The sequence below is a fragment of the Woronichinia naegeliana WA131 genome (assembly GCA_025370055.1).
GTDB classification, from domain to species: domain Bacteria; phylum Cyanobacteriota; class Cyanobacteriia; order Cyanobacteriales; family Microcystaceae; genus Woronichinia; species Woronichinia naegeliana.
This window is the reverse complement of sequence record CP073041.1, coordinates 1,035,413-1,049,078: the sequence shown is the minus strand read 5'-3', so window position 1 is coordinate 1,049,078 and position 13,666 is coordinate 1,035,413. Positions and strand designations below refer to the sequence as shown.

Here is a 13,666-nt window from a genome sequence, read left to right as displayed (position 1 = left end):
GATAATCAAGAAAAGCCGAAATCTGCTGTCTCTCCCCCTCTGATTGACTGACAAAAGTTTGCCTTGATGCCACTCAAAGCCCCTTCTAGTAAGGGTTTTAGGTGATCAAGATCGTTTTATGGCTTTGTCTCGCCTGTAATCCTTGTCAGCTAAGGGTCTCAGGGGTTAGTGAGCCATGTTTTGTCAGTCAACCAGCTCTCCTCCCAGTCCCCGTGAAGTTTTTTTCAACGGGTGATTGCGTCTAATCCATTCCATAACATTTAGTAATTGAGGACAACCCCATGCCTGCTCTCATGGAAAAGTTCCGCGATGATCGTTTATCGATTGTTGAAGAAGTAGCTCAGCTCTCGCGAGAAGTCCAAGCTTTTTTGTTGGATGTCAAAACTGAAAGACAAAAACAGGCGCAAGAACAGGAAACTGCTTTGCGCCAATCTTTCCAAAAAGTTCAACAGGAAAGCCGCTTGTTTTTAACAGCTACCCAAAAACAGCGTTTAGCTCAGGCGGAAAAGCAAGAAGAGGATTTAAGTCAATTCCAAGAACAACGTTTAGCGGAAGCGAAACGGCTAGAGGAGGACTTACATCAACAGCGTCTAGATCGGGCTAAACAGCTGAAAGAAGATTTAAGTCAATTTCAAGAACAACGTTTAGCGGAAGCGAAACGGCTAGAGGAAGACTTACGTCAACAGCATCTAGATCGAGCTAAACAGCAGAAAGAAGATTTAAGTCAATTTCAGGAACGACGTTTAGCGGAAGCAAAACAGCTGAAAGACGAATTGCGTCAATTTCGTCAAGATTTGTCTATCTACGTTTTTGGCAAGTAAATCTCTAGGTTAATTACAAACCACTTAAGCCTAGGGCTAGAGTAAAATTCCTCTAGTCCCTTTTTCTGGTTAAACTAGAAGACTATAGCGGTTTTCACCTTATAAGACTTTGGTGTTCAACCTACTTTTAGGCTCTTCATTGTTTAAGCAGCAAAAATAAATGTTTAAGCAGCAAAAATAAATTTGGAACGGCTTTGCGTCGTTTCAGGGAGTACTGTAATTGTTAAGAATTGTACAACCTTCTTGTTATAACGCTTTTTATGTAATGAAACCCTAAATTCAGAATTACTGTTGTTTAAGTCTTAAAAAGTAATCTAGACAAGAATTTTAGATCCTTAGCCCTCGACTAATGAATATCCTAAAAATACCTTCAGGATCAAGATTCTAGAGCTAATTGACAGCAAAAATAAATTTGGAACGATTTTGCATCGTTTCAGTGATCGCTGTAATTGTTAAGAATTGTACAACCCTCTTGTTATAAGGCTTTTTATGTTAATGACTTGTTATAAGGCTTTTTATGTAATGAAACCCTAAATTTAGAATTGCTGGCTAATTAATGACAGTTCTTAATCTTTGGCAATATTATGTTATGATAAAGTGAGCCTTGAAAGCTGAAAACAATTAAACCTGCCATGAAATTCGGGTAACTCAAGTATCCTTGCCTACTCGGCTATTAAAGGGAAACCTGAACGGGCGGTTGTTAGCTCAATAATACCCTTTCATTCAGGGCGGGAATCACCAATAGTACTTACTAGATTTCAACTATGACATTTACTGAAACTCAAACAACAAGAAGATCCGTCCTCTGCCTTCGCCCCGGTCAATTTGTTGTTACACCTTCGATTGATCAAATTACCACTCGTGCCTTACGTTATCTAAACGCTGGTTTCTCCATTCATCTATGTGGTCCGGCAGGAACGGGAAAAACAACCTTGGCAATGCACTTGGCCAATTGTTTAGCCAGACCTGTGATGCTGATATTTGGCGATGATGACTTCACCAGTTCCGATTTAATTGGTAGCCAGTCTGGTTATACCCATAAAAAACTTATGGATAACTATATCCACAACGTTCTCAAAGTTGAAGACGAGCTAAAACATAATTGGGTAGATTCTCGGTTAACAATGGCCTGTCGAGAGGGGTTTACCCTCGTTTATGATGAGTTCAATCGTTCTCGCCCCGAGGTCAACAACGTTTTACTCTCTGCCTTGGAAGAAAAAATTCTCACCCTGCCGCCCACTAGCCATCAACCCGATTACCTACAGGTTAATTCTCAATTTCGGGCAATTTTCACCTCTAACCCAGAAGAATACTGTGGGGTTCATGCCACCCAAGATGCTTTAATGGATCGGTTGGTAACTATCAATATGCCTGAACCGGATCAACTGACTCAGATGGAAATTCTTGCCCAAAAAACGGGGATTGGTCGAGAAGATGCTTTATTGATTGTCAGCCTCGTCAAAACCTTTCGTTTGAAAACTGCGGCTGAAAAAACGTCAGGTTTGCGCTCTTGTTTAATGATTGCTAAAGTCTGCGCCTCCCACGACATTGTAGCCAACTCCTCTAATGCTGACTTCCGTGATATCTGTGCTGATGTTCTTTTGTCCCGCACAAGCTTGCCTATTGATAGCTCAAGAGCTATTTTATGGGAAATCCTCGACGACAATCCGGTAGAATTATTATTAGTTGTGGAGGAAGAGGAGCCTTCCGACGCCCAAGCCTCAACTTCTGAGCCTGTAACAGAAAGTAAATCATTAAAAGCCATTCAATCTTTACTGCGAACGAACTTGCTGAAGCAAAAAGACTAGTTTTATACTCTTATTGGGTGAAACCAACCGTGACTTCTTCTACTTTTGCTGGCTCGCTCAAAAACCAATCAAGCAACTCCCTAAAAACAGCAACTCAAGGTTCGAGTTTAGCGGATATCCTTGAACGAGTTTTAGATAAAGGAATTGTGATTGCCGGCGATATTTCCGTTTCGATCGCCTCCACTGAACTTCTAAATATCCGCATTCGTTTGTTAATTGCCTCTGTTGATAAAGCAAGAGAAATGGGAATCAACTGGTGGGAAGGGGATCCCCACCTCCATAGCCAATCCCAATCTTTACTAGCAGAGAATCGAGAGCTTTCACTCCGACTCCAAACTATGGAAACTGAGCTTGAAACCTTAAAATCCTTAACTCAATTGGGTAAAATAGAGAGCCATGATACCAGTCCGAACAATGAAGCACATCCCTCAGATGCGTGAAATTCCTCACTTGAATCCTCAAAGGTTAGGGAATTTACACGAGACGATTGCTCCTCTTGACCAAGTAAGGGAAATGGCGATTAACTGCTTGCAAGGTTATCCCTACCTCCCTAGCCAATGCCAAGCTTTATTCGCAGAAAACCTGGAACTTTTACACCGACTTCAAACCGTAAAATCCTTAACCAAATCGAGTGCAATGGAGAGCCGTGGTACCAGTCCCAACGATCATGCACATTCTTTATATACATTGAAATTCCTCACTTGAATCCTCAAACGGTAAAGAAGTTTACACCAGTTAGCGATTGCCTCTGATAATAGAGGCGATAGAGCAAGAGAGATAGCAACTAATGGGTGGAAGAGCGGACCCCTGTCTCTATCCCCAATCCTATGTTTTATTGGCAGCAACCTAAGAACTTTCACGCCGACTTCAAACCCTAGGATCTAAACTTCAATCCTTAAAATCCCTACCCCAATCTGAGGCAATGGAGAGCCATGGTACCAGTCCGAACGTCAGGCACATTCCTCTTGTCGGGGGAGTTCGTCACAGGGCAGAGGCAAGTTGACATTGTTTAGTTACATCATTCTCCTCCCTCAGATAAAATTTCTTGGTTAAGCTCCCCCACTAGAGACTCACCGTTAAGAACTGCTCATCTACTCAATTCTAACCATGACACTTGCTTGCACACCTTACGATTCTGATAATCAAGCCTTGCTGACCCGTCCAGAAAGTAATAGCCAAGCCGGTTTAGCCCCTTTACTGTTAACTGTCGTGGAGCTAGTACGCCAACTGCTCGAAGCCCAAATCATTCGCCGGATGGAAAAGGGGATTCTCAGTGAGTCTGATTTAGATAGAGCTGCAGAAAGTATCCAAAAATTGCAAGAACAAATTCTCTATTTGTGTGAAATTTTTGAAATTGAGCCAGAAGAGTTGAATGTCCACCTAGGAGAGTTTGGCACTCTTTTACCGGAAGCAGGGAGTTATTACCCGGGAGAGGAGGGTATTAAGCCTTCTGTGTTAGAATTAGTGGATCGACTCCTCAATACGGGAGTTGTTGTGGAAGGAAATGTTGATCTGGGTTTAGCTCAACTAGATCTAATTCATCTAAAGCTTCGTTTGGTTTTAACTTCTCAGCCGGTTTAATTTGGGAGAATGCTGATGACAGTGGGTCTTTATTTATATGGCATATTTCCCGAACCAGTTCCTGACGGACTCGTTTTGCAAGGGATTGATAATGAGCCAGTTCACAGTGAGATGATTGATGGTTTTAGTTTTCTTTACTCCGCTGCTCATAAAGAGAAGTATTTGGCATCCCGTCGCTATTTAATTTGCCATGAAAAAGTATTAGAAAGTGCCATGGAAGCAGGGTTTACAACGTTGTTGCCCCTGCGGTTCGGCTTAGTTACCAAAACATGGGAATCCGTCACCGAACAATTAATTAATCCCTATAAAACCCAACTGAAAGAATTATTTGCTAAACTGTCAGGCCAACGAGAAGTTAGCATTAAGATTTTTTGGGATAATCAGTGGGAATTACAAGCGGCTTTGGAGTCTAATCCTAAGTTAAAGCAAGAACGAGATGCGATGATGGGGAAAAACTTAAATATGGAAGAAATTATCCATATAGGTCAACTCATTGAAGCCACTGTATTTCAACGGAAACAAGGCATTATTCAAGTCTTTAGAGATCAATTAAATCATCGGGCCCAAGAGGTGGTTGAAAGCGATCCGATGACCGATGACATGATTTACAATGCAGCTTATTTAATTCCCTGGGAGCAAGAGCCAGAATTTAGCCAAAATGTCGAAGCGATCGATCAGCAGTTTGGCGATCGCCTAAGAATCCGCTATAATAACTTAACTGCACCCTATACCTTTGCCCAACTTATATAAGGAGAGTATTAGTTATGTTTCTCGATCTTTTATTTCTTCCTGTTACCGGTCCTATTGGAGGTCTGATCTGGATTGGAGAGAAAATTCAAGAGCGTGCAAATATAGAACATGATGAGTCTGAAAATTTGCACAAATTATTATTATCCTTACAACTAGCTTACGATATGGGCAATATTCCTGAGGAAGAGTTTGAAATTAGGGAAGAAGAACTTTTATTAAAAATTCAAGCCTTAGAAGAAGAGGAGGCAGAAAACCAATCTGAATCTTCTCTCTAAAATTTTTATATACTTCTTCAGTCTCAGAACTGGCAATTTTTCTCACCCTATAAGCCATGGACAGAAATCACAAGTTGTAAGTTTAATAAGGACGGATTTGACAAGCACAAGAACTCGTTGAACAGGGCGAACGCATCTTATTTTTGAAAGGTAGGCTGGATAAGGGTTTCCGAGATCATGATTGATTTTTTATGAAATGCTGAAAGTCTTATCAGATAAGGAGTCTAGAATTTAGATGCGTTTGCCCTGACTCGTTGAAGCTTGGTCAGAACCAGCCCTTGACTAAGCCTTAATATTCTAGGTAAAAAGCTTGGAAATTACTAGAATTATTAGAGGAGTGAGCAACAGTTTTAGGGGAATCAGGTTTTTTAGCTAAACTAGGAGGATTGACTGTACGCAAATTTTGAATACTTTGTTCTGTAGTCTCAATTTGCTCTGTCACAAACGTCAGACGATTTTTTAATTGCTGGCTCTGCAGCTCCATCAGTTCTAATTTTTCTTGGATACGTTGTTTTTCAGTAATTAACTTATAAAGCTCAAGTTGGTGATCTGCTTCAGATTGTTTCCGAGGCATGGTGCTAATTTTAGATCTAATTGGTCTGGGTGAACGAGTGGTTGTCATAACAATCCCCGAATAACTTAGGATATTCTAGCATATCAACGCCCCAATATAAAGATTTGTAAAAAATCGTCAATTTTCTTTTGGTAAACCCTATGAAATTGTACAATCTATATGCCTACGCTTTTTTGAAGACCCCTATAGAAAGCCTAGTATTCCCGGTTGGAATGGCTAACCCATTGTTACTGATAACTGGTGGAGATCTCTCGGCTGTAGTTGAACCCGAAGTTTGTTTAGACACTTTACAAAATGATGATGAACGCTTGATTCAATCGGTTTTATGTCATGATAGGGTCATCTGTGAATTATTTCAACAAACCACTATTTTACCCTTACGTTTTGGTACATCTTTTTTAGAGGCGGAAAATTTACTGACTTATCTTTGTTCTCATGCCCAAGAATATCAAGAGAAAATTGAACAACTTGAAGGAAAAGGGGAATATTTTTTAAAATGTATTACCCGTAAGTTAGAAGAGCCTGTACTCTTTTCTGAAAGCCAGGGGCGACAATATTTTTTAGCAAAAAAACAGCATTATGAAGCCCAACAAGATTTTTATACTTTGCAAGGTTCAGAATGGCAAAATCTCGTGCATTTAGTGAGCCAAAGCTATTCGTCAACGAGGATTATTACTGCTCCAGGGACAGAATCACGAATTTATCTTTTAGTTAATTTTCAAGAAGAACCTTTACTAATTGAGCAAGTCTTGCGTTGGCAGAAAGCCTGCCCCCGTTGGGAATTACAATTAGGACAAGTTTCTCCCCCCTATCACTTTACTTAACTTGATTTCTCTATGACTAACTTTAACTTGGTAAATAACTCTCTAAGTCGTTATGACACTCGACATTTAGTTATGTTTAGTGGCAAAGGAGGAGTGGGAAAAACCACCCTTTCCTGTGGATTTGCTCGCCGTTGGGCTAAATTATTCCCCGAGGAACAAATCCTGTTAATCTCAACCGATCCTGCTCATTCTTTAGGGGATGTATTGCAAACAGAAGTTAGCGATGAGGCATTACCTGTAAAAGACTTACCTAACTTAAAAGTTAGGGCATTAGATGCGGAAAAATTGCTTTTAGAATTTAAAGCAAAATACGGAAAATTTTTAGAACTTTTAGTAGAACGAGGCAGTTTTGTTGAAGGAGAAGATTTAACTCCCGTTTGGGATTTGGACTGGCCAGGTTTAGATGAAATCATGGGTCTATTAGAAATTGAACGATTACTTATTGAGAATGTTGTTGATCGAATTGTTGTTGATATGGCTCCCTCTGGTCATACCTTAAATTTATTGGAAATTAAAGATTTTTTAGAGATTATTCTCAATTCTTTAGAGTTGTTTCAAGAAAAACACCGTGTTATTTCGCAAACTTTTTCAAAAACCGACAATGCCGATGATGTGGATGACTTTTTAGTCAAAACAAAATCAGAATTAACCGAAGGCAAACAACTCCTACAAGATCGAGATTTTACTCTTTGTTTAATTGTAGCAATTGCTGAACCGATGAGTTTATTAGAAACCGAACGATTACTCAATAGTTTGCATCACTTAAACATTCCCTGCGGCAGCTTATTTATTAATCGCATTCTAACGGACCCTAATCAAAATTTAGATCGCTATAGTGAGCAACAGCAACTTCTCGATAAATTCCTAAAAATTCCAGGTCAAGAGACAATTTTCACCCTGCCCCAACAAGTAAAAGAACCCCTAGGAGGTGAAGCATTAGATCAGATCATGAGTCAAATTAAAATCCTCGAAAAAGTAGAATTTATTACCCCGCCTCCTCTTCAATGGCCGCAAAAAATTCTGCCGAGTTTTAGTGATTTTATTGACGATAAACGCCAACTCATTATCATTGGTGGTAAAGGAGGGGTGGGAAAAACAACCGTTGCGGCGGCCATTGGTTGGGCGTTAGCTAATCGTTATCCCGATCAAAAAATTAGAATTATTTCTATTGATCCAGCGCATTCTTTAGGAGATGCCTTTGGGACAAAGTTAGGACATCAATCCACACAATTAACTGCTAATTTAAGTGGTCAAGAAGTTGATGCTAATATCATTTTAGAAAAATTTCGGGATGATTATTTATGGGAACTGGCAGAAATGATTAGTGGTGAAGGTAAGGAAGAAGGAAACATCAAACTAGCTTATACTCCAGAAGCTTGGCGACAAATTGTAGCTCAATCTCTGCCAGGAATTGATGAAATGTTATCCCTAGTAACAGTGATGGATTTATTAGACCAGAAACAACAAGATTTGATTATTTTAGATACGGCTCCTACCGGTCATCTCCTGCGATTTTTGGAAATGCCAACGGCTTTAGGAGATTGGTTAAGTTGGATTTTTAAGCTTTGGATAAAGTATCAAAATGTCTTAGGGCGCGTAGATTTAATGGGACGATTGCGAACCTTAAGACAACAAGTGATGTATGCCCAGAAAAAACTAAAAGACCCCCAACATACAGAATTTATTGGAATTTTACAAGCCCAAGATGCGATCGTTGCTGAACAACTGCGATTGACAGAATCTTTGAAAAAAATGGGAGTCTATCAACGTTATGTCGTGCAGAATCGTTATCACGCTAATGAGGAAATTGATCAGGATTTATTCCCAGCTCAAACTTTGATCCGCTTACCCAGTTTACCCCGGTCAGTAGAACCTCTAGCCAGGGTAAAAGGCGCGGCAGATCTGTTATTCTAAAGGTAATTAGTCTGAATCAAGTCGGACTTCTTAACCCCATCTATCATCCAGTCCCCATCCTTCAATTGATTCAGGAGAAATTTTATGGCAGAATTATTCAAAGGCTTTGAGCAATTAGTCGAACTAGCCAAAACCTTAGAAGAAAAACTGGAAAAAGGGGAAATTAAAACCGAAGTGCAATTTAATTCTCGTTCCTTGAGTAATATTCCCCGTTCTGGCGGTATTCCCCGTTCAGGAGGAGTTTCTCGCCCGAGCAATTCTGATGGGGGTGATTTTGAGGTCAATCGCCATCGCTCATCCTCCACCGATTCAGGGGTTGAAGACAGTATGACACCGCCCGAAGAACCCACTACGGCTTCCCTGAAAGATGTTGGTGGATTGACGGAAGTGATTAAGGAACTCAAAGAACTAATTGCCATTCCTCTGAAACGCCCTGACTTGTTGGCCAAGTTAGGACTTGAACCTACTCGCGGCGTTCTCTTAGTCGGCCCTCCTGGAACAGGTAAAACCCTAACCGCCCGTGCTTTGGCCGAAGAACTTGATGTTAACTATATTGCCTTAGTCGGACCGGAGGTAATCAGTAAATATTATGGGGAGGCTGAGCAAAGACTGCGGGGAATTTTTGAAAAAGCTAGTAAGAATGCGCCTTGTATCGTTTTTATTGACGAAATTGACAGCATGGCACCTGATCGCAGTAAAGTTGAAGGGGAAGTCGAAAAAAGATTGGTAGCCCAATTGCTGGGTTTAATGGATGGCTTTGCCCAAAGTCAAGGGGTGATTGTTCTAGCGGCGACAAACCGTCCCGACCATCTTGACCCTGCCCTCCGTCGTCCTGGACGGTTTGACCGAGAAGTTCTCTTTCGGGTGCCTGACCGCAAAGGCCGTTTAGAAATCCTCCAGATTCTCACCCGTTCCATGCCCCTAGATGAATCAGTTTCCCTAGCTCTGATTGCCGATAATGCGGTGGGATTTGTCGGGTCAGATTTAAAAGCCGTTTGTCAGAAAGCGGCCTATAGTGCTTTGCGACGCCAGGTTCCTACGATTGATTCGCAAATTCCCGAAACAATGACGGTGGTTCAAGCTGACTTTTTACAAGCCCTTAAAGAAGTTAAACCGGCGGTATTGCGGTCTGTGGAAGTGGAATCTCCCCATGTGGCTTGGGACAATATTGGCGGACTTGAACAGATTAAACAAACCCTACAGGAGTCCGTGGAAGGGGCATTACTCCATCCGCAATTATATACGCAAACCAAAGCCCAAGCTCCCAAAGGGATTTTACTTTGGGGTCCCCCCGGAACGGGAAAAACCTTATTGGCCAAAGCGGTTGCATCTCAGGCGCGAGCTAATTTTATTAGTATTAATGGACCTGAGCTTTTGAGTAAATGGGTAGGGGCGAGTGAACAGGCGGTGCGTGAGTTGTTTGCCAAAGCTCGTCAGGCATCCCCTTGTGTGGTTTTTATTGATGAAATTGATACTTTAGCCCCAGCAAGAGGTCGTTATAGTGGGGATTCAGGAGTGAGTGACAGGGTTGTAGGACAAATCCTCACGGAGTTAGATGGGTTGCAAACGGGGGCAACGATTTTAGTGATTGGGGCTACTAATCGTCCAGATGCGTTAGATCCGGCCTTATTGCGAGCGGGACGCTTGGATTTACAGTTAAAAGTTGATTTACCGAATGCCTCTAGTCGTTTAGCAATTCTAGGGGTTCATAATGATGAACGTCCTTTAGAGGATGTGAATTTAGGCTATTGGGCCGAGACAACCGAAGGCTGGAATGGCGCAGATTTAGCGTTATTATGTAACCAAGCGGCCCTGATGGCAATTCGTCGTTATCGCCATCAGGGAATGACTGACCCGGCTGAGATTCGCATTACAACGGCTGATTTTGATCATGCTTACCAAATGTTGGTTGAACAGCGTGCCAATTAATTTTTTCCCCCTTACTTAAAGTAAGGAGGGAGAATCTCAACTCAGGAAAACCATCCTAAAAAGGAAAATTTGCCAGAATGTCTGCAATAATCGGTCTAATTAGGGCTTACTGAAAAAGGCTAAAACCCTTATAGAGAAAAGAGTATAGCCATAATAACCAGGGCGAACGCATCTTATTTTTGAAAGGTAGGCTGGATAAGGGTTTCCGAGATCATGATTGATTTTTTATGAAACGCTGAAAGTCTTATCAGATAAGGAGTCTAGAATTTAGATGCGTTTGCCCTGCCATAATAACAATAACAATATACAATGTCAAAGGTGTAGGAAAATAAGCTAAAATGAGCCGAAAACCTTGCATCCCTCCCCTCAATAGTATGTACTGCAAAGAACAGTACGCAGAAAAACACTGGAAAACTTCAAAAACCTGTTTGAGGGGAAATTGGACGAAGAAAATCGGGCGTTGCTGACTTGAGGTATGAATCTCTAAAGATGCAATTTTTAAAACATTGACTCACACTGGTTTCTAGATGTATGCAAAATTCTATTTCATACCCTGATTAAGCAACGCCAAATATCCAACGGATATAGGAATATTGAATGAAGCCAGAGAAAAAACAGAAGAAATAACTACCTGTAAATAATTCGTTGATAGCTTTTCCTGGGAAAAGAGATCATAAGACTTCCGTGATAACATTAGACATAATCAACGAAAAATTTACAACAAGATATTATCTGTTGTCATGAGAGTTTTTCTTATTTTCTTTGTCCTTGTTTTTAGTACGGAATGTGGGCTTTATGGCCCCAGACTAACATAATAAAAAGCCGCCAGCGACCAAGGGCAACTGACGGTTTTTTCAATGGCGATATAAGGTTGAATTTATTTTAGGTTAGATCTCAATTACATAGAAGATCCCAAACCAGCGTAGGCTCCATAAAAGAATAGCCCAACAACGGCAATCACGCCTAAACCAGCGACAACGCCAACGATCCACAAAGGAATTCTACCTTCTGCAAACATGAATGCCCTCCTAGTAATACCCAATAATGAAAGAAATAGTTTAGTTAAAGAAATAGCTAGAGAAAAGAATTCCTAAAACTGCGATCAGAAGTAACCCTAAAAAGAGGGAAGTACGGTTTAACTCTACAGGTTGCCGATTGGGATTTATGTTTCTGTCCATGTTAGTTAACTCCTAGCGTTGAATAAATTGCATAGCAGCGATCGCACCGATAAAGAAAACAGTCGGAACCGCTAAGGTATGAACGGCTAACCAGCGCACAGTAAAAATGGGATATGTAACGGGTTGATTAGGATTGTTAGTAGCCATTATTTATTACCTATTGTGTTAACTACTGATTAAATTGATTGATTTCATTGCCCGCATCATAGCGTTCACGAATAATAGGAAGCTCTTGACGGGTTTGAGTGAAATAATCATCAGGACGGGGGGTGCCAAAAACATCGTAGGCTAAACCAGTACTGACAAATAACCAGCCAGCAATGAATAGCATAGGAATGGTAATGCTATGAATAACCCAGTAACGAATACTGGTGACAATATCGGTGAATGGGCGTTCGCCAGTGGTACCAGACATGAATGTTCTCCTCCAAAGAAAAGCATAAATCTTAGTTTACTATTTAATGGAACGGACTCAGCCGTTCAAGGAATTGGCCTAAAGTTAGGCCGCTTCTACTGTGGGATTATATTTCAGTAGAATACCATTTTGCCCCAAAACAAAGCCTTTATCCGGCTTAATGAAGACGACACGGTAAAGATTGGCCGGTACATCCTCTAGGGCTTGGTCTTTTTGCCAGGTAATACCATTATCCTGACTGACCAAAAGATTGCCACTTCCCCCTGCAACCCAAACTTCTTCAGGCGTTCGATAGGAAAGATCTAGGAGTCCCCAGCTACTTTTCGCTAAAGGAGAAACCACGTCTCCCCAAACTTCCGCAGCAGGATCATCGCTGAATTGCAGTTGTCCACCTCGTGCCAGTAACCAGAGACGACCATCTTGACCGTAGCCCATTTTTTGTAAACGGCGGGAAGAGTTACGGTTGTGAGGTGTCCATTCTGTTTGCCCCGGTTCCCAGGTGGAATAAAAATTTCCTCTGGCTGATACTGCCACATAGCGACCATCCTGCGATCGCTCAATAGTACGAGCAACACCAACGGCCCCTTCTACCAGAGCTTTCCAGTTTTTACCACCATTGCTGGTTTTATAGATTGCCCCCAGATCGGTAATCATTTCAGCAGTTTGGGGCCCTAGGGCAATAATACGGTAAGGCGCACCAGGCAGTTTCTCACTTAAGGGAATACGAGTCCAGGTTGTGCCTCCATCTTGAGTATGGAGAAGGATCGATGGCTTACCCGTAATCCAACCTTCTTGACCATTAAAGCTAACGGCGGTAAAACTAGCTTTCTCGTTTTCCAGATTGAGAAGACGCTGTTGCCAGATAGTTCCCCCATCCGTTGTTTCAAAAATCGTTTCCTTGGTTCCGACTAACCAGCCATGCTGTTCATCGTCAGTGAAGGCGATATCGGCAAAGGTGGAATCCGTTTCCAAGGCAATGACTGACCAGGGGTTATACTCTAGGGCCGGAATTTTACTACAGCTAATACAAAAAACAGAAATGGCAAATAAGATAACAATTTGTTTCAGTTTTTGCCTTAAGAAATTCATAAACATCTGCTAAGGCACTCAGAATTAATACTTCCAGTCCAATGGTCTGGAGAGAATACCGTTAAGATACAAATCAGCATTAATTTAAGCCATAAAGACTCAGAAAAAAGATAATGCCGAGGAGAAGTCCGCCAAAAATCAGCAGATTTTTCTGATCGGAAGTGAGGCGGTTAAACCCAAGTCCATAGTTAAGATTTTCCTCAAAGCCAGAGGGGGCATCGCCAGAGCCAGTATTCATAAACTGACGTTTTGGCACACCACATACAGGACAACGCCAAGGATCCGGTAATGCCTCAAAGGGAGTCCCAGGGGGAATATTTCCTTTTTGATCGCCTTTTGCAGGTACATAAATGTAGCCACAGGCACGGCATTCGTAATTAGGCGAGGCTTGTTCGGCTAGGGTTTTTTCGGGTTTGCGATCGCTCATTGCTTAACTTAAGCAAATCTGAAAATGTCTGTAACAAATTATCACACAAAAACACCCCATTATCAGCTTTCGGGACTATTG

16 protein-coding genes are annotated in these 13,666 nt (G+C 41.5%); 9 read left to right on the top strand and 7 right to left on the bottom strand.

The window, feature by feature from the left end; all coding sequences use genetic code 11:
• Positions 1-368 precede the first annotated feature (368 nt).
• The 6 genes from gvpC (at position 369) to KA717_05510 (ending at position 5,235) form a co-directional block, all read left to right on the top strand.
• Entirely contained in the window at positions 369-821 is a 453-nt protein-coding gene (gvpC, locus tag KA717_05535; protein ID UXE62280.1) for a gas vesicle protein GvpC, read from the top strand.
• Between the two features lie 764 nt (positions 822-1,585).
• Positions 1,586-2,629 carry a gas vesicle protein GvpN gene (gene gvpN / locus KA717_05530; protein ID UXE62279.1) on the top strand — a complete coding sequence of 348 codons (1,044 nt, stop codon included), beginning with the start codon at positions 1,586-1,588 and terminating at the stop codon, positions 2,627-2,629.
• Between the two features lie 29 nt (positions 2,630-2,658).
• Entirely contained in the window at positions 2,659-3,069 is a 411-nt protein-coding gene (locus KA717_05525) for a gas vesicle protein (GenBank protein UXE62278.1), read from the top strand.
• Between the two features lie 667 nt (positions 3,070-3,736).
• Complete coding sequence (locus KA717_05520; protein ID UXE62277.1) at positions 3,737-4,210, top strand: gas vesicle protein K; 474 nt, start codon at positions 3,737-3,739, stop codon at positions 4,208-4,210.
• A gap of 9 nt (positions 4,211-4,219) precedes the next feature.
• The gene (locus tag KA717_05515; GenBank protein UXE62276.1) at positions 4,220-4,960 is read left to right on the top strand and encodes a GvpL/GvpF family gas vesicle protein; all 741 of its coding nucleotides are present in this window, start codon (positions 4,220-4,222) and stop codon (positions 4,958-4,960) included.
• Positions 4,961-4,974: 14 nt separating this feature from the next.
• Entirely contained in the window at positions 4,975-5,235 is a 261-nt protein-coding gene (locus KA717_05510; GenBank protein UXE62275.1) for a gas vesicle protein GvpG, read from the top strand.
• A gap of 289 nt (positions 5,236-5,524) precedes the next feature.
• On the opposite strand, the gene KA717_05505 is transcribed toward KA717_05510, so the two are convergent.
• On the bottom strand, positions 5,525-5,857 hold the full coding sequence (locus KA717_05505; GenBank protein ID UXE62274.1) for a hypothetical protein: 333 nt from the start codon (positions 5,855-5,857) through the stop codon (positions 5,525-5,527).
• A gap of 98 nt (positions 5,858-5,955) precedes the next feature.
• Here KA717_05505 and KA717_05500 point away from each other — a divergent pair, with 98 nt between their 5' ends.
• The 3 genes from KA717_05500 to KA717_05490 all read left to right on the top strand — a co-directional run bounded on the left by KA717_05500 (position 5,956) and on the right by KA717_05490 (position 10,476).
• Positions 5,956-6,633 carry a GvpL/GvpF family gas vesicle protein gene (locus KA717_05500; GenBank protein ID UXE62273.1) on the top strand — a complete coding sequence of 226 codons (678 nt, stop codon included), beginning with the start codon at positions 5,956-5,958 and terminating at the stop codon, positions 6,631-6,633.
• A gap of 12 nt (positions 6,634-6,645) precedes the next feature.
• A complete protein-coding gene (locus KA717_05495) occupies positions 6,646-8,547 on the top strand; it encodes an ArsA family ATPase (GenBank protein ID UXE62272.1) in 1,902 nt (633 codons plus the stop codon).
• A gap of 84 nt (positions 8,548-8,631) precedes the next feature.
• Complete coding sequence (locus KA717_05490; protein ID UXE62271.1) at positions 8,632-10,476, top strand: AAA family ATPase; 1,845 nt, start codon at positions 8,632-8,634, stop codon at positions 10,474-10,476.
• 898 nt (positions 10,477-11,374) lie between these two features.
• Here KA717_05490 and KA717_05485 read toward each other — a convergent pair.
• From KA717_05485 to KA717_05460, 6 genes are all read right to left on the bottom strand, one after another.
• Complete coding sequence (locus KA717_05485; protein UXE62270.1) at positions 11,375-11,494, bottom strand: photosystem II reaction center protein J; 120 nt, start codon at positions 11,492-11,494, stop codon at positions 11,375-11,377.
• Positions 11,495-11,534: 40 nt separating this feature from the next.
• Positions 11,535-11,654: a photosystem II reaction center protein L gene (locus tag KA717_05480; GenBank protein UXE62269.1), complete on the bottom strand. Its 120-nt coding sequence runs from the start codon at positions 11,652-11,654 to the stop codon at positions 11,535-11,537.
• 12 nt (positions 11,655-11,666) lie between these two features.
• Entirely contained in the window at positions 11,667-11,801 is a 135-nt protein-coding gene (gene psbF, locus KA717_05475; protein ID UXE62268.1) for a cytochrome b559 subunit beta, read from the bottom strand.
• Between the two features lie 22 nt (positions 11,802-11,823).
• Entirely contained in the window at positions 11,824-12,069 is a 246-nt protein-coding gene (psbE, locus tag KA717_05470) for a cytochrome b559 subunit alpha (GenBank protein ID UXE62267.1), read from the bottom strand.
• A gap of 84 nt (positions 12,070-12,153) precedes the next feature.
• Positions 12,154-13,158 carry a photosynthesis system II assembly factor Ycf48 gene (locus KA717_05465; protein UXE62266.1) on the bottom strand — a complete coding sequence of 335 codons (1,005 nt, stop codon included), beginning with the start codon at positions 13,156-13,158 and terminating at the stop codon, positions 12,154-12,156.
• A 79-nt stretch (positions 13,159-13,237) separates the two neighbouring features.
• Complete coding sequence (locus tag KA717_05460; protein ID UXE62265.1) at positions 13,238-13,585, bottom strand: rubredoxin; 348 nt, start codon at positions 13,583-13,585, stop codon at positions 13,238-13,240.
• Positions 13,586-13,666 lie beyond the last annotated feature (81 nt).